Raw genomic sequence first — 16,737 nt, forward strand, 5'->3', positions numbered from 1 at the left:
CGGGTCAGTTGCCGCCGGGCTGGAGCTCGACGTCGACCGGGGTGAAGTCCGCACCCTCGACGTCGACGCCCTCCTCGGCGAGCTCGTCCAGCGCCTGCTGCACGTACTCGTTGCTGTAGGCCGTCGCGGGCGGCTCCTCCGAGATGATCGTGGCGCCGGTCTCGTTGGAGGTCTGCAGGGCCATCTCGACGGTCGCGTCCCAGGCGGACTCGTCGACCAGGCCGATGCCGCCGGAGGTGGACGGCCAGATCAGCTTGTTGACCTCGTTGGTCATCCAGAGCTGGTGGCTGGTGCCGAGGGTCGAGCCGGCGGCGGTGACGATGTCGGCGGCCTCCTGCGGGTTGTCCCGGGCGTAGATCCAGCCCTTGAGCGAGGCCTTGATGAACGCGACGGTGGTGTCCGCGTAGTCCGGGTCGTCGGCCAGCCGCTCCGCGTCCGCCCAGATGGCGTCCTGCAGCATGGCGGTGCCCTCCTCGTTCCAGTCGAGGACGGAGAAGTCCTCGGGCTGGTAGAGCTCGCCGGTCTCGGGGTTCTCCGCCTCGAGCAGCTGGGCGTACTCGTTGTAGGTCATCGCCTGCGCCGCGTCGATGTCGCCGGCCAGGAACGCGTTCATGTCGAACGCCTGCTGCACGATCTCGAAGTCCGTGACGCCCGCCTTGTTCAGGCCGGCGAACAGCTCCCACTCGTTGCCGTAGCCCCACGACCCGATGGTCCTGCCCTCGAGGTCGGCCACCGAGTCGATGCCGGCGTCGGCGAACGACACCTGCAGCGTGGCGGACCGCTCGAAGATCTGGGCGACGTCGGTGATGTTCGCGCCCTGCTCGATGGAGCCGAGCACCTTGGGCACCCAGGCGATGGCGTAGTCGACCTCGCCGTTGGCCAGGGCGTCCTGCGGCACGATGTCGCCGCCGCTCGGGATGATCTCGACGTCGAGGCCCTCGTCCTCGTAGTAGCCCTGGTCCAGCGCGGCGTAGTAGCCGGAGAACTGCGCCTGGGTCAGCCACTGCAGCTGGAGCTTGACGGGCGTGAGCCCGCCGGACTCCCCGCCGCCCGCGGCCGCGGTCTCCTCGTCCGACCCGCCACCGCCGCCGCACGCGGTCAGCGCGAGCGCCGCGGCGAGCCCCAGCGCACCGACGCCGGCCAGGCGTCGCTTCGTGTCCCTCATGTCGTCTCCTTCTGTCCTGCCGGATGACTGCGTGCATGACGTGCTGGGTGGTGCACCGCCGACGGCGCCTCAGGCGCCGGCGACCCCGCGGCTCCCCCGTCGCTCGACGGCGAGGGTGACCCCGTAGAACAGGAGCCCGACGACGACGCCGCCGAGCACGAACGCCCAGGCGCGGGCGTAGTTGGACCCGGCGGCGGCCGTGGTGATGAACGACCCGATGCCGGACCGCGGACCGCCGAAGTACTCGGCGACGATCGCCGAGATGACGGCGAGCGAGGACGCCAGCCGCAGCCCGGTGAACACGAACGGCAGCGCCGTCGGGATGGTCACGGCGCGCACGGCCTGCCGCGGCGTGGCGGCGTAGGCGCGCATGAGGTCCCGGTGCACGGGCCGCACCTGACGCAGCCCGCGCAGCGTGGTGACGAACACCGGGACGCCGACCGCGACGGCGACGACGATCTGCCGGCCGGTCTCGACCGAGGCGCCGTACATCGTGTAGAGCACGGGCGCGAGCGCCACGACCGGGACCACGGCCAGCCCGGCGACGACCGGGTCCAGCAGCAGGTCGACCATCCGGACGGCGGAGGCCAGCACCGCCGCGGCGATGGCGACCACCGCCCCGATCAGCAGCCCGACCAGCGCGTTGGCGCCGGTGACGAGCGCCGCGGACGCGATGGTCGGCAGCAGGTCGGCGAACTCGCGGGCGATGTCGGCGGGGCTCGGCAGCAGGAACGGCGGCACGTCGCCGAGCGTCACCACGGCCTGCCACGCGCCGACCAGGGCGAGCAGCAGCAGGACCGGTGCCGCGCGGTCGAGCACCCGGGCGGCGGTCACCGGGTCTCCACGCCGCGGGCCGGGACCGCCGACGCCCCGCCGTGCAGCGCCTCGCGGACCGCCGTGACCGCCGCGAAGTACCCCGCGTCCTCGCGCAGGTCGTCCCCCCGCTCCCCGGACCGGCCGAGCCGCACGTCGACGATGCCGGCGATCCGCCCCGGGCGGGCGGACATGACGACCACCCGGTCGGACAGGAACACCGCCTCGGGGATCGAGTGCGTGACGAACACGACCGCCGCCTGCGTCTCCGCGCAGATCCGCACCAGCTCGGACTGCAGCCGCTCGCGGGTCATCTCGTCCAGCGCGCCGAACGGCTCGTCCATCAGCAGCAGGCTCGGCCGCTCGGCCAGCGCCCGGGCGATGGCGACGCGCTGCTGCATGCCGCCGGACAGCTGGTCCGGGAAGTGGTCGGCGAACTCGGTCAGCCCGACCAGCGCGAGCATCTCGTCCGCGCGGTCGCGCCGCGCGACCCGGCCGACGCCGTGCAGCGAGAGCGGCAGCTCGATGTTGGCCCGGACCGTGCGCCACGGCAGCAGGCCGGCCTGCTGGAACGCGATCCCGTAGTCGTGGCCCAGCCGGGCCTGCTCCGCGGGGCGGCCGAACACCGCGATCGAGCCGGACGTCGGCGCGTCCAGGTCGGCGATCAGCCGCAGCAGGGTCGACTTGCCGCAGCCGGACGGGCCGATCAGCGACACGAACTCCCCCGCCCCGACGGTCAGGTCGACGTGCTCCAGGGCGGTGACGGAGCGGCCGCCGTCCGCGGGGAACACGCGGGAGACGCCGGACACCTGCACGGCCGTGGCGGTGGCCGTCGGCGCGCTCACGCCGTCACCTCCGCGCGGCGGTACCGGCCCAGGCCGGCGCCCAGCAGCGCGACCGCGCCGGAGGCGACCAGGCCCAGCAGCACGGCCCCGAAGATCGGCGCCCACGGCTTGGCCGGGTCGCTGCTGGCGAAGTTGGCGAACTCGAGGATCATCCGTCCGATACCTCCGGGCATCCCGGTCGAGACCTCCGCGACGACGACGCCGAGCACGGCGCTCGTGGCCGCCAGGCGGAGGGCGGGCAGCAGGTGCGGCACGCTCGCGGGCAGCCGCAGGTGGACCAGGGTCTGGGTCCAGGACGCGGCGTAGCCGGCGAACAGCTCGCGGTGCAGGGTGTCCGGGGAGGTCAGGCCGCGCAGGGCGCCGACCGCCACCGGGAAGAAGGCCAGGTAGGACGCGATCACGGCGACCGACATCCACGGCTCCCAGCTGAACCCGAGCTCGAGCTTGCTGCCCCAGCCCTTCACCAGGGGCGCGAGCGCGATCAGCGGGATCGTCTGGCTCAGCACGACCAGCGGCAGCACCGCCGACCGCGCGACCCGGAACCGGGTCATCAGCAGGGCGAGCAGGAAGCCGACGGCGACGCCGATCACCCAGGACACGGCGGCGATCCGCAGGCTGGTGCCACCGGCGCGCAGCACGGCCAGCCACAGCGGGTCCGCGCCGGGCTGCGCCGTCAGCGGCTCGCCGAGCCGGGCCAGCATCTCGGGCACGTGCGGCATCGCCAGGTCCGTGGTGCGCGGCAGCACCCGCAGCTCGCCGATGCTCCAGCCCTCCTCGGGGACGACCAGCTTGACCAGCTCCCAGAGCGCCGCGAGCAGCACGAGCGCCAGCAGCCCGAGCGCGGCCGGGCGCAGCGCCCGCAGCGGGGCGGGCAGGGACCGCGAGCACCGGGTCGCCGTCGCCGTCGGGACCAGCACCGACGCGTCCGCGACGCCGGCCGTCGTGCCGGCCGTCATGCCGTCGCCACGACGTGCTCGGCCATCGCGGGGATGACGCGCTCGCCGTACATCCGCAGCGTCTCGTCCTTGTTGTCGTGCTGCAGGTACCCGGCGAACTGCGTGACCCCGAGCTCGCGCAGGGCCTGGAGCTTCTCGACGTGCTCGCGCGGGGACCCGATCAGGCAGAACCGCTCGACGATCTCGTCCGGGACGAACGACGTGTGCGAGTTCCCGGCGCGGCCGTGCTCGTTGTAGTCGTAGCCCTGGCGCCCGGCGATGTAGTCGGTGAGCGCCTTCGGGACCTGCGAGCCCTGGCCGTACTTGGTGACGATGTCGGCGACGTGGTTGCCGACCATGCCGCCGAACCACCGGCACTGCTCGCGCATGTGCGCCCGGGCCGCCGGGGAGTCGCCGTCGCCGACGTACATGGGCGCGGCGACGCAGAACTTGATGGCGTCGGGGTCGCGGCCCGCGGCCTCGGCGGCGTCGCGGACGGTGCGGATCATCCAGGACGCCACGTCCGGGTCGGCGCACTGCAGGATGAAGCCGTCGCCGACCTCACCCGTCAGCTTGAGCGCGAGCGGGCCGTACGCGGCGACCCACACCTCCAGGGCCGACCCGCGCGACCAGGGGAACTGGACCTTGCGGCCGTTGTGCTCCACGGCCCGGGAGTTCGCGAGCTCGCGGATCACGTGCACGGCCTCGCGCAGGGTCGCCAGGTTGGACGGGCGGCCGTTGAGCGTCCGCACCGCGGAGTCGCCGCGGCCGATGCCGCAGACGGTGCGGTTGCCGTACATCTCGTTCAGCGTGGCGAACGACGACGCGAGCACGGTCCAGTCGCGGGTGGCCGGGTTGGTCACCATCGGGCCGACCATCACCTTGCGGGTCGCCGCGAGGATCTGGGAGAACACGACGAACGGCTCCTGCCAGAGCAGGTGCGAGTCGAACGTCCACACGTAGTCGAACCCGTGGGTCTCCGCCTGGCGGGCCAGGTCGACCACCCGGGACGCGGGCGGGTCGTTCTGCAGGACGACGCCGAACTCCATGGCGCGGCCTCCTTCCGTCTCGGTGCGGTCGGGTCAGATCAGGTACTGGGACAGGCCGCGCTTGACGTACTGCCCGTGGCCGGCCCGGCCGTGGAACGCGCCGCCGTCGACCACGACCTCGCCGCGGGACAGCACCGTGTCGACGTGGCCGTCGACCTCGAAGCCCTCCCAGGCGGAGTAGTCCATCCGCATGTGGTGGGTCTTCCCGACGCCGATGGACGTGTGCCCGGCCGGGTCGTAGACCACGACGTCGGCGTCGGCACCGGGAGCCAGCACGCCCTTCTTCCCGTACATGCCGAACATCCGCGCCGGGGTGGTGCAGCAGATCTCCACCCAGCGCTCCAGGCTGATCTCGCCGGTGACCACGCCCTGGTAGAGCAGGTCCATCCGGTGCTCGACGGAGCCGATGCCGTTGGGGATCTTGGAGAAGTCCCCGATCCCCATCTCCTTCTGGTCCTTCATGCAGAACGGGCAGTGGTCCGTCGACACCAGCTGCAGGTCGTTGGTGCGCAGGCTGTTCCACATCTGGTGCTGGTGGCCCTCGGCCCTCGACCGCAGCGGGGTCGAGCACACGTACTTCGCGCCCTCGAAGCCCGGCGCGCCGAGGTGCTCCTCGAGCGAGAGGTACAGGTACTGCGGGCAGGTCTCGCCGAACACGTTCTGGCCGCGGTCCCGGGCCTGGGCGATCTGCTCCGCGGCCTGCTTGGCGGACACGTGCACCACGTACAGCGGCGCCCCCGTCAGGTTCGCCAGCATGATCGCGCGGTGCGTGGCCTCCTCCTCGGCCTGCCACGGGCGGGAGACGCCGTGGTAGTACGGGGTGGTCTCGCCGCGGGCCAGGTGCTGCTGCACGAGGGTGTCGATGACCGACCCGTTCTCGGCGTGCATCATGATCATCGCGCCGTTGCCGGACGCCTTCTGCATGGCCCGCAGGATCTGCCCGTCGTCCGACAGGAACACGCCCTTGTAGGCCATGAACAGCTTGAAGCTGGTCACGCCCTCGGCGATCAGCTCGTCCATGGCGTGCAGCGAGGAGTCCTGCACGTCGGACAGGATCTGGTGGAACGCGTAGTCGATCGCGCACTGCCCGGCCGCCTTGGCCTGCCAGAGCGCGAACTGGTCGACCGGGTTCTCGTGCGGGTACTGCACGACGAAGTCCACGATCGTCGTCGTCCCGCCCCACGCCGCCGCGGTGGTGCCGGTCTCGAACGTGTCGGAGGCGAACGTGCCGCCGAACGGCATCTCCATGTGGGTGTGCGCGTCGATGCCCCCCGGGATGACGTACTTCCCGGTCGCGTCGATCACGCGGTCGACCGTGCTGCGCAGGTCCACGCCGAGCGCGGTCGAGCCGGGCTGCAGCAGCGCGACGATCGTCTCGCCGTCGATCAGCACGTCCGCCGCGCCGCGGCCCGTCGCGTTGACCACGGTGCCGCCGGTGATGAGGATCGTCATCGCCGTCCCCCGCTCAGGGCGCCACGATCGGGCCGTACGCGTCCGGCCGGCGGTCGCGGAAGAACTGCCAGCGCTCGCGGGTCGTGCGGATCACGTCGAGGTCCAGGTCGCGGATCAGCAGCTGGTCCTCCGACGACGAGCCGACCTCGCCGACGTAGTTGCCGTCCGGGCCGACCGCGTACGACGAGCCGTAGAAGTTCACGGCCTCGTCGCCGTACTCGTTGTCCTCGAGCCCGACCCGGTTGTTCGCGATGACGTAGTAGCCGTTCGCGATCGCGGCCGCGGGCTGCTCGACCTCCCACAGCTTGTTCGAGATGCCGGGCGCCGTGGCGTTCGGGTTGAACACGATCTCCGCGCCGTTCAGCGCCAGCACCCGCCAGCCCTCCGGGAAGTGCCGGTCGTAGCAGATGTTCACGCCGATCTTGCCGACCGCCGTCTCGAACACCGGGTAGCCCTGGTTGCCGGGACGGAAGTAGAACTTCTCCCAGAACTTGGGCAGGTGCGGGATGTGGTGCTTGCGGTAGGTGCCGAGCAGGGTGCCGTCCGCGTCGATGACCGCCGCGGTGTTGTAGAGCACGCCCGGCTGGTCCTCCTCGTAGATCGGCAGCACGATCACGATGCCCAGCTCCTTGGCGAGGGCCGAGAACCGGTCGGTCGTCGGGCCGGGGACCGTCTCGGCGTACTCGTAGTACTTCGTGTCCTGCGTGATGCCGAAGTACGGGCCGTAGAACAGCTCCTGGAAGCCGATGACCTGCGCGCCCTCGGCCGCGGCCTTGCGCGTCCAGTCCTCGTGGAGCTGGATCATCGACTCCTTGTCGCCCGTCCAGGTGGCCTGGGTGAAGGCGACGCGCACGACTGACATGGAGGACCTCCGCTGGTGGTGGGACCGGGACAGGGCCGCTGGGAGGCCCGATGGGAATGTGACTGTGGGGGTTGAACATTTCTGCGGCGTTTCTGCTGGTTTCGGCCCCGAGAACGCTCGTGTCGCGCTGGTAAACACTGCGAGGGCGGTGCGGGCGCAGGCGGGCGGCCGGGGCACGATGACCCCCATGGACGTGGCCCAGCACGTGGAGGACCGCAGTCCCCGCGGGATCGCGGCCGCCGTCTCGCGCCTGGTGCGCAGCGGCGAGCTGCGGCCGGGCGACCGGCTGCCGACCGTGCGCCGGCTCGCCGCGGACCTCGGCGTGAGCCCGGCGACCGTCAGCGGCGCGTGGCAGGCGCTCGCGGCCGTCGGGCTGGTCACCTCCCGCGGCCGGGCCGGCACCGTCGTGCTGCCCGAGCCCGCGGCGTGGCTGCCGCCGCGGTACCGGGAGCTCGCCGCGGGCGGCCGGGCCGCCGGCCCCGCGACGGCACCCGGGAGCCCGGCGACGGCACCCGCCGACCCGGCGCGGCCCGCGACGCGGCTGGACCTGTCCACCGGCACGCCCGACCCCGCGCTGCTGCCGCCGCTGCAGCGCGCGCTGGCCCGGGTCGCCGCCGCCACGCCCGCGGCCGGCACCGGCAGCTACCTCGGGCCGCCCGTGATCGAGCCGCTGGACCGCCTGCTGCGCACCTCCTGGCCGTTCACCCCGCAGCGGATCACCGTCGTCGACGGCGCCGTGGACGCCATGAGCCGCACCCTGGAGCAGCTGGCCGGCTTCGGGGACCGCGTCATCGTCGAGGACCCCTCGTTCCCGCCGGTGTTCGACCTGTGCGACCAGCTCGGCCTGGAGCGGGTCCCCGTCCCGCTGGACCGGCACGGGCTGCGGCCCGACGCGCTGGAGGCGGCGCTGCGCACCGGCGCGGAGGTGGTCGTGCTGCAGCCGCGGGCGCACAACCCCACGGGGGTCTCGATGACCTCGACCCGCGCGCGGGAGATCGCCGCCGTGGTCCGGCACCACCTCGCGGCGAACCCCGGCGCCGGGCTGACCGTGATCGAGGACGACCACTCCGGGGAGATCGCCTCCTCGGCCGACGTGTCGCTCGGCAGCCACCTGCCCGACCGCGTCGTGCACGTGCGGTCCTACTCCAAGTCGCACGGGCCCGACCTGCGGATCGCTGCCGTCGGCGGGCCGGCCGCGGTGCTCGACCGGGTCGTGTCCCGCCGCATGCTCGGCCCGGGCTGGACCAGCCGGCTGCTGCAGCGCGTGCTGGCGGAGCTGCTGGTCGACGGCGAGGCGCTCGCCGCCGTCGCCCAGGCCCGGCGCACCTACTACGCGCGGCAGCGGGCCCTGAGCACCGCGCTCGCCGAGCACGGGCTGGTCGTGCAGCCCGGCGACGGGATCAACGTCTGGGTGCCGGTCGCCGACGAGTCGACGGCCCTGGTCCGGCTGGAGGCCGCGGGCATCCGCGTCGCCCGCGGCCGCCCCTTCCGCGCGAGCGCTCCCGCGGAGGCGGGCGCGGGCCACGTCCGCGTCACGGTCGGCGCCCTGGCGGGCGGCCCGCCGGAGGTGGCGCGCGTCGCCCGCGCCCTCGCCCTCGCCGCCGCCCCCTGAGCTCCCTCCCGCCGAGCGGGCAGCAGGTGTCACCTCCCGGGCCGCCGAGGGGGCACCTGCTGCCCGCTCGACGCGCGGGGGCCGGCCAGGCGTAGGGTGGATCCCGGACCAGGCCGGATGTGGCCTGGACGCCGCCGCCCGTGCTGGGCGGCGCAGCCACCGGGCGCGACGTGCACCCTCCCGGCCCGCAGCGGCGGACGCGCTCGCGTCCCGCACGGGCCGGCCCCCTCAGCGTCCACCGTCGGACCGCGGCGTCCGACGTGCGCCGCGGCCGGCACGCGACGCCGCCGCCGCGAGCCCGCGCGCGTCGTCGCCCGCCCGTCAAGGAGCCACCGTGCCCAGCAGCACCACCCGCCGCCTCGCCCTCGCCGGACCGGCGGCGCTGGCCGTCGCCGTCCTGGCCGCGTGCAGCGGCTCGACCGACGGCACCTCCGCCGCGGGCACCCCCACCGACGGCACCGCGTCCGCGAGCGCCGCCGGGTTCACGCCCGTCACGCTCGACAGCTGCGGCACCGAGGTCACGGTCGACAGCCCGCCGGAGCGCGTCGTGGCGATCAAGTCGACCTCGATCGAGATGCTGCTGGCGCTCGGGCTCGAGGACCGCATGGTCGGCACCGCGTTCGCCGACGGCCCCGTCCCCGACGCCTGGGCCGACGCGTACGCGGCCGTGCCCGTGCTGTCCGACAAGGTGCCGGGCCAGGAGGCGCTGCTCGCGGTGCAGCCCGACTTCGTCTACGCCGGGTGGGAGTCGAACTTCTCCGACGACGGCGCCGGCGAGCGCTCCGCGCTGCAGGACCTCGGCATCGGCACCTACGTCTCCCCCGCCGCGTGCAAGGAGGAGGGCTACATGCCCGACCCCCTGACCTTCGACGAGGTGTTCGACGAGATCCGCGAGATCGCCTCGGTGTTCGGCGCCGGGGACCGCGCGGAGCAGATCGTCGCGGAGCAGCAGGAGATGCTCGACGGCGTGCAGCCGCCCGCCGAGGAGACCACCGCGCTCTGGTACTCCTCCGGCACGGACACCCCGTACGTCGGCGCCGGCATCGGCGCGCCGCAGATGATGCTGGACGCCGCCGGGCTGACCAACATCTTCGCCGACGTGCACGACACCTGGACCTCGGCGGGCTGGGAGCAGGTCGTGGCCGCCGACCCGGACGTGATCGTGCTGGTCGACGCCACCTGGAACACCGCGGAGAGCAAGATCGAGCTGCTGGAGGGCAACCCGGCCACCAGCAAGCTCACCGCCGTGCAGGAGCACCGCTACCTCACCGTGCCGTTCCCGGCCGCGGAGGCAGGCGTGCGCAACGCCGAGGCGGTCGTGAGCCTGTCCGAGCAGCTCGCGGCGCTGGAGGGCTGAGCGATCCGATGACCAGCGCCCCCGCCCGTCCGGCGACCGCCCGGCCGCCCGCGACCCGCCCGCCGTGGCGGCCCCCGCTGGCGGCGACGCTCGTCGTCGGCCTGGTGCTGCTGGTGGCGACCGTGCTGGTGACGGTCACGATCGGGCCGGCGGACCTCGCGGTGGCGGACGTCGCCCGCAGCATCGCCGGGCACCTCGGGCTCGGGCCGGCCGCCGGCACCGAGGGCGGCGTGCCCGTGCTGACCGACGCCATCGTCTGGGACCTGCGGCTGCCGCGGGTGCTCACCGGGGCGGCGGTCGGTGCCGGGCTCGCGCTGGCCGGTGCCGTCATGCAGAGCCTGACGCGCAACCCGCTGGCCGACCCCTACCTGCTGGGGCTGTCCTCGGGCGCGTCGCTCGGGGCCGTGGCCGTGCTGGTGGTCGGCGTGGGCCTGCTGCTCCCGGTCACCGCGTTCGCCGGGGCGCTGGCGGCGCTGGTCGCGACGCTCAGCCTGGCCCGGGTCGGCGGCGTCCTCACCCCGGGCCGCGCCGTGCTGGCGGGGCTCGCGGTGTCCCAGCTGGCCGCGGCGGGCACGTCGTTCGTCATCTTCTGGTCCGCGACCGGCGACTCCTACCGGGAGATCCTCAACTGGCTGCTCGGCTCGCTGGCCGGGTCGACGTGGCAGTCGGTGGTCATCGCGGGGGTCGCGCTGCTGGCCGTCGGCACGGTGCTGGTCGCCTCGGCGGTGCGGCTGGACGCGTTCGCGTTCGGGGACACGGCCGCGGCCGCCCTCGGCATCGACGTCGACCGGACCCGCTGGGTGCTGATGACGCTGGTGGCCCTGCTCACCGGCGCGATGGTGGCCGTGAGCGGGTCGATCGGGTTCGTCGGGCTGGTGCTGCCGCACGCCGTGTCCGCGCTCACCGGGCCCGCGCACCGGCGGCTGCTGCCCGTCGCGGCCGTGGTCGGCGCCATCTTCCTGGTCTGGGCCGACACCGGCGCGCGCACGCTGTTCGACCCGCGCGAGCTCCCGGTCGGCATCGTCACCGCCCTGGTCGGGGTGCCGGTGTTCGCGGTGCTGCTGCGGCGGGGACGGGGGTCGGCGTGGACCTGACCCTCTCCGCCGTCGGCACCCGGCTCGGCGGGCGCTGGGTGGTCGACGGCGTCGACGCCACCCCGCCGGCCGGCGCGCTCACCGGCCTGCTCGGCCCGAACGGCGCCGGCAAGACCACGCTGCTGCGGCTCATCGCCGGTCTGCTCGACCCCGAGGCCGGCGCGGTCCTGGTCGACGACGTGCCCGTGCACGCCGTCCCGCGCCGCGAGCGGGCCCGGCGGATCGCGCTGCTGGAGCAGGAGTCGTCCTCGACCGTCCCGCTGACGGTGCGCGAGGTCGTCGCGCTCGGCCGCATCCCGTACCGGACGCTCTGGGGGTCGGACGCCGACGAGCCCGCCGTCGACCGGGCGCTGGCCGCCGCCGACGCCGCGCACCTCGCGGACCGGCCGTGGTCGGCGCTGTCCGGCGGTGAGCGGCAGCGCGTGCACATCGCGCGGGCCCTCGCGCAGGAGCCCGAGCTGCTGCTGCTCGACGAGCCGACCAACCACCTCGACGTCAGCGCGCAGCTGTCCCTGCTGGCGTTCGTCCGCGACCTCGGCCGCACCACGGTCGCCGCGCTGCACGACCTCAACCTGGCCGCCGCGTACTGCGCGCACGTGCTCGTGCTCGCCGAGGGGCGCCTCGTCGCCGCGGGCGACCCGCGCGAGGTGCTGACCGCCGACCTGGTCCGCGAGGTCTACGGGGTCGAGGCCGCCGTCCTGACCCACCCGCGCACGGGCCGGCCGGTGATCGCGTTCGGCGATCCCGCGGCCGACGCACCGGAGCTGCCCACCCCCGTCTCCCGAGGAGCACGATGAGGATCACCGTCCTGTCCGGCGGCGTCGGCGGCGCCCGGTTCACCCGCGGCCTGCTGGCGCTGCTGGGGAACGACGCCGAGGTCACCGTGGTCGCCAACACCGGCGACGACATGTGGCTCCACGGCGTCCGGGTCTGCCCGGACCTCGACACCCTGATGTACACGCTGGGCGGCGCCGTGCACGAGCAGCAGGGCTGGGGGCGGCGCGAGGAGTCGTCGCGGGTCAGCGCCGACCTCGCGGCGTACGACGTCGGCTGGGACTGGTTCACGCTCGGCGACCTCGACCTGGCGACGCACCTGGCCCGGACGCAGTGGCTGCGCGAGGGGCTGACGCTGTCGGAGGCGACCGAGCGGCTGTGCCGGCGCTGGGACCTCGCGGCGCAGGGCGTCCGGCTGCTGCCGATGTCCGACCAGCCCGTCGAGACGCACGTGGTCGTGGCGGACGCCGACGGCGCCGAGCGCACGATCCACTTCGAGGAGTGGTGGGTCCGGCACCGCGCCGCCCTGCCCGCGCGGCGGTTCGTGCAGGTCGGGCTGGAGTCGGCCGAGGCGGCCCCCGGGGTCCTCGACGCGATCCGTGCCGCCGACCTCGTGGTCCTCCCGCCGTCCAACCCCGTCGTGTCCGTCGGCACCATCCTCGCCGTGCCCGGTGTGCGGGACGCCCTGGCGACGACGTCCGCCGCGGTGGTCGGCGTGTCACCGATCATCGGCGGCGCGGCCGTGCGCGGCATGGCGGCCGAGTGCCTGGCGACGATCGGCGTGGACGCGACGGCGGAGGCCGTGGCGCGGCACTACGGCCTGCGCGGCGACGCGTCCCGTCCGGCCGGCTCCCCCGGGGTGCTCGACGCGTGGCTGGTCGACAGCGTGGACGCCGACGCCGCCGAGAAGCTCGCGGCCGACGGCTGGCGCACGGGGGCGGCGGACACGCTGATGCGGGACGTGCCCGCGACGGCGCGGATCGCGGCGGCGGCGCTGGGGCTCGTCGGCCGCTGAGCCGGGGGCGCGGGGCCGGCGCGAGGCGCCTCGCCGCCGGGCGCGGCGGCCCCGAGGTCGTCATACCTGGGCGAGGTCGTCACTCCTACCTGACGACCTCGCGCACGTATGACGACCTCGCGCGATGTCGCCGGCCGCGGTCAGCCCAGCGGCGCCAGGCGGCGCAGCAGCGCGCCGGTGCGTCCGCCGACCCCGCGGTCCAGCAGCGCGGTGAGGTCGGCCGGCACGTCGACGTCGTGCCGCAGGGTCGACGTCTCCGGCAGGTCGAGCCGCACGTGCCCCAGCGCCGCGTGCGCCGCCGCCGACCCGCCGCCGAACGCCGGCCGGAGCCGCTCCCCCGGCGCGACCGTGAGCAGCGTCGTCCCGGTGCCCTCGGCGTCGGGCAGGACGGCGCGCGGGTGCTGCTCGGCGGCCGCCAGCGCCGCGTCGAGCTCCGCCGGGTCGAGCCCGGGCAGGTCCCCCAGCAGCACGCCGACGTGCGCGGTCGGCGCCTCGGCCCGCGCCGCTTCGGAGCCCGCCCGCACCGCCCGGTCGAGCGAGGCCCAGCCGCCGGGCGCGTCGTCGGCGCGGGGCGCGGGCTCGGGCAGCACCCGCACCCGGGGCAGCGCCGGCGCCGCGGCCGCCACCTCCGGGTCGGCCGTCACGACGAGCACCCGCGCGACCCGGGCTGCACCCAGGACGGCCTCAACCGTGTCCAGCGCCATCGCCCGCACCAGCGCGGCGCGCGCCGCGGGCTCGAGCACGTCGGCCAGGCGGGTCTTGCCGCGCCGGGCGTCCTTCACGGGGACGACGAGGATCCAGCGACCGGGCAGCACGCCAGGCACCTTACGCGTGCCGACCACGCCGGTGCCGGGTCAGGGACGTGGACCGCCCAGCGCGGCGTCGATCTCCGCGCGCCGGCCGAGGACCAGCGCGTCGAAGGCCTCGGGGGGAAGCGGCCGGTCGACCGTGAACCGGATGCCGCCCTTGGTCGCGTCGAACCCGTCGAGCGTGGCCAGCACGCTCGCCGTGACGTCCGAGCTGAACGGGTAGGCCGTCAGCCCGCGCGCCCCGACGGCGACCGTCACCAGCGGCCGCCCGCGGTACCGGTAGGCGGCCATCCCGTAGCTCGTGCCCTCCTCCGCCTCCGGCACGAGCACCCGGGCGCGGTCCAGCAGACCGCCGACCACCGCGCGCTCGGCGTCCGCCAGCGACGCGACGTACTCCGTGACCTCCGGCACCGGCCCTCCTCCGCTCCCTGGTCTCCCACCTCCGGCCCCCCGCGATCACCCGGATGCGCCCTCCACGAGCGTCCCCGGTCGCCGATGGGTGGGAGGACAGGACGTCGGCGGACCAGCGGGGGGGTGGGTGATGAGCGTGCGGCAGCGCGTGATGTCCGCGCTCGTCCTCGCGGGCTGCGTGTTCGGCCTCGTCGCGGTCCCGCTCGGGTGGGGTGCGCACGAGCCCGCACGCTTCTGCGCGACCGCGGCCGACTGCCCCGACCTGCGCTGGTCGACGGTCGTCGCCGTCCCCTGAGCCTCAGCAGCGTGCCTCGCCCGGCGCGCACCACTGGTGCCCGACGTCGACCACGAGCCGGGACCCCGCCCCGGGACCCGGCAGGACGAACGCGCGGAACGGCAGGCGGGCCCGCACGCCGAGCCCCACCGTGGTCACGCCCTCGAAGCTGCCGGCCCACGCGACGTGCCGGAACGTCTGGTACCCCGTGGTGTTCACGAGCGTGCCCGGGCCGACGAACCAGGCGTCGGTCGGCACCACGCCCACCCGCGCGACGACCTCCAGGCGCGCGCCGCCGCGGACCGGCACCACGGCACCCGAACCGTCCATGACGACCCGGTCGACGTAGCGCACCGACCAGCCGGTCAGGGGCGCGTTCACGTCCAGCACGAGCCGGTCGAAGCACGCGTGCCGCCCGGCACGGACGTTGGTGAGCAGGCCCGCCGACATCCCGGGTGCTCCCTCGGCGGTGGACCCCCACACCTGGCCGCAGTACGGACCCGCCGTCGCGGCGGGGGCCGTCACCACCGCCCCGGCGAGCAGCAGCGGCAGGACGGCCAGGAAGGCCAGCAGTCGACGGCGCACGGCGCACCCCCTTGTACGCACTCCACGGTCCTCCTGCGCCGGGGCCCGGTCAAGGTCCGCCTCCCGCCCCCGCGCGGGCACCTCCGGGGTGCGCGCCGCTCGGGCACAATGGCGCGATGACGCTCTGGATGACCGGTGACGCCGAGGCCGACCGCCTGCTCGACTCCGACCCGTTCGCGCTGCTCACCGGGATGCTGCTGGACCAGCAGGTCACGATGGAGTCGGCGTTCGCCGGCCCGGCCAAGATCGCCGCGCGCATGGACGGGCTCGACGTCCGGGCGATCGCCGAGGCCGACCCCGAGGCGTTCGCCGCCCTGTGCGCGACCCCGCCGGCCGTGCACCGGTTCCCGGGCTCGATGGCCGGCCGCATCCAGGCCGTCGCGCGGGCCGTGGCAGACGACTACGACGGCGACGTCACCCGGCTCTGGACCGACGGCAACCCCGACGGCGCCACCGTGCTGAAGCGGCTGAAGGCGCTGCCCGGGTTCGGCGACCAGAAGGCGCGCATCTTTCTGGCGCTGCTCGGCAAGCAGCGCGGCGTGACGCCCGCGGGCTGGCAGGAGGCCGCCGGCGCCTACTCGGACGACGTCCCCCGCTCCATCGCCGACGTGCGCGACCCGGAGTCGCTGGCGCGGGTGCGCGAGACGAAGAAGGCCGCCAAGGCCGCGGCGAAGGCCGCGAAGGCCTGACCTCACCCGCGGCTCACCCCGACGGCTGGCGCCGCACGCCGCCCGTGCGTGGCAGCCTGGCCGGATGATCGTGGTCACCAGCAACGAGATCCCCGGCTACCGCATCCAGGCGGTGCTCGGCGAGGTCATGGGCCTCACCGTCCGCGCCACCAACATCGGCGCCAGCTTCACGGCGGGCTTCCGGTCCATCGGCGGCGGCGAGATCCCCGAGTACACGAAGATCATGTACGAGTCCCGGCACGAGGTGATGCGCCGGATGACCGAGGAGGCGACCCAGCGCGGCGCCAACGCCATCGTCGCGATGCGGTTCGACACCGACGCGATCGGCCAGTTCAGCGAGGTCTGCGCGTACGGCACCGCGGTGATCGTCGAGCCGATCGCCGGCGGCGAGCCGGGCGCCACGGGCCAGTCCGCGCAGATCGCGGCGCAGGCCGAGCAGGGCTAGGCCCGCGCCGCCAGCGCTTTCTCGCACCGCACCCCGGTATCGGCGCGGGCGAGGCGAGAATCCGCGGGCGATCCGACCGCCGCTAGTGCGTGAGGCCCGCCGGGACGGACAGCCCGACCAGGCGCACCAGCCGGACGACGGTCTCCTCGACGAACGTGTCCTCCGGCTCCTCGCCCTCGATCGCCATGAGCCGGCGGACCTCGCCCGGCTGCACGTCGTCCACGCCGACCAGCTCGGCCCACGCGGCGAAGCCCTCGGCCTCGGCGTCGACGTCCACCGGGGCGCTCTCGTCCGGGTCGTCGTAGAAGTCGCGCGGCTGGAAGCCCAGGTAGAACCGGCCGGCCGAGGTCGGCGACGGGGCGTAGTCGATCACCGCGATGTCACCGTGGTGCACCTCGATGGTCAGGCTCGGGGTGGCGTCCGCGTCACCGCCCCAGGCGCCGCCGCTGTACCGGTACGTCTCGACGTCGCTCACGCCGGGCCTCCTCTGGTTCGTCCCCTGCCGCTGCCACCTCGCCACGCCCCTCCGGCCGCCGCGACGCGAGGCGATG

At 74.8% G+C, this 16,737-nt stretch carries 19 protein-coding genes; 8 read left to right on the forward strand and 11 right to left on the reverse strand.

Annotated features, from left to right (window positions below; translation table 11 throughout):
• Positions 1–4 precede the first annotated feature (4 nt).
• From AC1050_RS04490 to AC1050_RS04520, 7 genes are all read right to left on the reverse strand, one after another.
• Positions 5–1,165: an ABC transporter substrate-binding protein gene (locus tag AC1050_RS04490; RefSeq protein ID WP_482386173.1), complete on the reverse strand. Its 1,161-nt coding sequence runs from the start codon at positions 1,163–1,165 to the stop codon at positions 5–7.
• 69 nt (positions 1,166–1,234) lie between these two features.
• Positions 1,235–1,999 carry an ABC transporter permease gene (locus AC1050_RS04495; protein WP_482386174.1) on the reverse strand — a complete coding sequence of 255 codons (765 nt, stop codon included), beginning with the start codon at positions 1,997–1,999 and terminating at the stop codon, positions 1,235–1,237.
• Positions 1,996–2,823 (reverse strand): ABC transporter ATP-binding protein, encoded by an 828-nt coding sequence (locus AC1050_RS04500; protein ID WP_482386175.1) that lies wholly within the window; start codon positions 2,821–2,823, stop codon positions 1,996–1,998. The genes AC1050_RS04495 and AC1050_RS04500 overlap by 4 nt, the downstream gene beginning before the upstream one ends.
• The gene (locus AC1050_RS04505; RefSeq protein WP_482386176.1) at positions 2,820–3,779 is read right to left on the reverse strand and encodes an ABC transporter permease; all 960 of its coding nucleotides are present in this window, start codon (positions 3,777–3,779) and stop codon (positions 2,820–2,822) included. The genes AC1050_RS04500 and AC1050_RS04505 overlap by 4 nt, the downstream gene beginning before the upstream one ends.
• The gene (locus AC1050_RS04510; RefSeq protein WP_482386177.1) at positions 3,776–4,807 is read right to left on the reverse strand and encodes a TIGR03842 family LLM class F420-dependent oxidoreductase; all 1,032 of its coding nucleotides are present in this window, start codon (positions 4,805–4,807) and stop codon (positions 3,776–3,778) included. The genes AC1050_RS04505 and AC1050_RS04510 overlap by 4 nt, the downstream gene beginning before the upstream one ends.
• Positions 4,808–4,840: 33 nt before the next feature.
• Positions 4,841–6,259: a dihydropyrimidinase gene (gene hydA, locus AC1050_RS04515; RefSeq protein ID WP_482386178.1), complete on the reverse strand. Its 1,419-nt coding sequence runs from the start codon at positions 6,257–6,259 to the stop codon at positions 4,841–4,843.
• A gap of 13 nt (positions 6,260–6,272) precedes the next feature.
• Positions 6,273–7,121, reverse strand: a complete 849-nt coding sequence (locus AC1050_RS04520) for a nitrilase-related carbon-nitrogen hydrolase (protein ID WP_482386179.1) — start codon at positions 7,119–7,121, stop codon at positions 6,273–6,275.
• Between the two features lie 187 nt (positions 7,122–7,308).
• On the opposite strand from AC1050_RS04520, the gene AC1050_RS04525 reads away from it, so the two are divergent.
• From AC1050_RS04525 to cofD, 5 genes are all read left to right on the forward strand, one after another.
• Complete coding sequence (locus tag AC1050_RS04525; protein ID WP_482386180.1) at positions 7,309–8,733, forward strand: aminotransferase-like domain-containing protein; 1,425 nt, start codon at positions 7,309–7,311, stop codon at positions 8,731–8,733.
• 334 nt (positions 8,734–9,067) lie between these two features.
• Positions 9,068–10,090: a putative F420-0 ABC transporter substrate-binding protein gene (locus AC1050_RS04530; RefSeq protein WP_482386181.1), complete on the forward strand. Its 1,023-nt coding sequence runs from the start codon at positions 9,068–9,070 to the stop codon at positions 10,088–10,090.
• An 8-nt stretch (positions 10,091–10,098) separates the two neighbouring features.
• Positions 10,099–11,184 (forward strand): putative F420-0 ABC transporter permease subunit, encoded by a 1,086-nt coding sequence (locus AC1050_RS04535; RefSeq protein WP_482386182.1) that lies wholly within the window; start codon positions 10,099–10,101, stop codon positions 11,182–11,184.
• Positions 11,175–11,981, forward strand: a complete 807-nt coding sequence (locus AC1050_RS04540) for a putative F420-0 ABC transporter ATP-binding protein (RefSeq protein WP_482386183.1) — start codon at positions 11,175–11,177, stop codon at positions 11,979–11,981. Before AC1050_RS04535 ends, AC1050_RS04540 begins: the two co-directional genes overlap by 10 nt.
• Positions 11,978–12,973, forward strand: a complete 996-nt coding sequence (gene cofD, locus AC1050_RS04545; RefSeq protein WP_482386184.1) for a 2-phospho-L-lactate transferase — start codon at positions 11,978–11,980, stop codon at positions 12,971–12,973. The genes AC1050_RS04540 and cofD overlap by 4 nt, the downstream gene beginning before the upstream one ends.
• A 140-nt stretch (positions 12,974–13,113) precedes the next feature.
• Here cofD and cofC read toward each other — a convergent pair whose 3' ends face one another.
• Positions 13,114–13,788 (reverse strand): 2-phospho-L-lactate guanylyltransferase, encoded by a 675-nt coding sequence (gene cofC / locus AC1050_RS04550; protein ID WP_482386185.1) that lies wholly within the window; start codon positions 13,786–13,788, stop codon positions 13,114–13,116.
• 39 nt (positions 13,789–13,827) lie between these two features.
• Positions 13,828–14,193 (reverse strand): iron chaperone, encoded by a 366-nt coding sequence (locus AC1050_RS04555; RefSeq protein WP_482386186.1) that lies wholly within the window; start codon positions 14,191–14,193, stop codon positions 13,828–13,830.
• A 130-nt stretch (positions 14,194–14,323) separates the two neighbouring features.
• On the opposite strand from AC1050_RS04555, the gene AC1050_RS04560 reads away from it, so the two are divergent.
• On the forward strand, positions 14,324–14,488 hold the full coding sequence (locus AC1050_RS04560; RefSeq protein ID WP_482386187.1) for a hypothetical protein: 165 nt from the start codon (positions 14,324–14,326) through the stop codon (positions 14,486–14,488).
• Between the two features lie 3 nt (positions 14,489–14,491).
• Here AC1050_RS04560 and AC1050_RS04565 read toward each other — a convergent pair whose 3' ends face one another.
• On the reverse strand, positions 14,492–15,052 hold the full coding sequence (locus AC1050_RS04565; RefSeq protein ID WP_482386188.1) for an AMIN-like domain-containing (lipo)protein: 561 nt from the start codon (positions 15,050–15,052) through the stop codon (positions 14,492–14,494).
• 116 nt (positions 15,053–15,168) lie between these two features.
• Here AC1050_RS04565 and AC1050_RS04570 point away from each other — a divergent pair, with 116 nt between their 5' ends.
• Complete coding sequence (locus AC1050_RS04570) at positions 15,169–15,741, forward strand: HhH-GPD-type base excision DNA repair protein (RefSeq protein WP_482386189.1); 573 nt, start codon at positions 15,169–15,171, stop codon at positions 15,739–15,741.
• Positions 15,742–15,805: 64 nt separating this feature from the next.
• The gene (locus AC1050_RS04575) at positions 15,806–16,186 is read left to right on the forward strand and encodes a YbjQ family protein (protein WP_482386190.1); all 381 of its coding nucleotides are present in this window, start codon (positions 15,806–15,808) and stop codon (positions 16,184–16,186) included.
• Positions 16,187–16,268: 82 nt separating this feature from the next.
• Here the strand turns inward: AC1050_RS04575 and AC1050_RS04580 are convergent, their stop codons facing one another.
• Entirely contained in the window at positions 16,269–16,661 is a 393-nt protein-coding gene (locus AC1050_RS04580; RefSeq protein ID WP_482386191.1) for a hypothetical protein, read from the reverse strand.
• Positions 16,662–16,737: the final 76 nt, after the last annotated feature.

It is taken from the genome of Cellulomonas sp. NEAU-ZC6 (assembly GCF_056844425.1).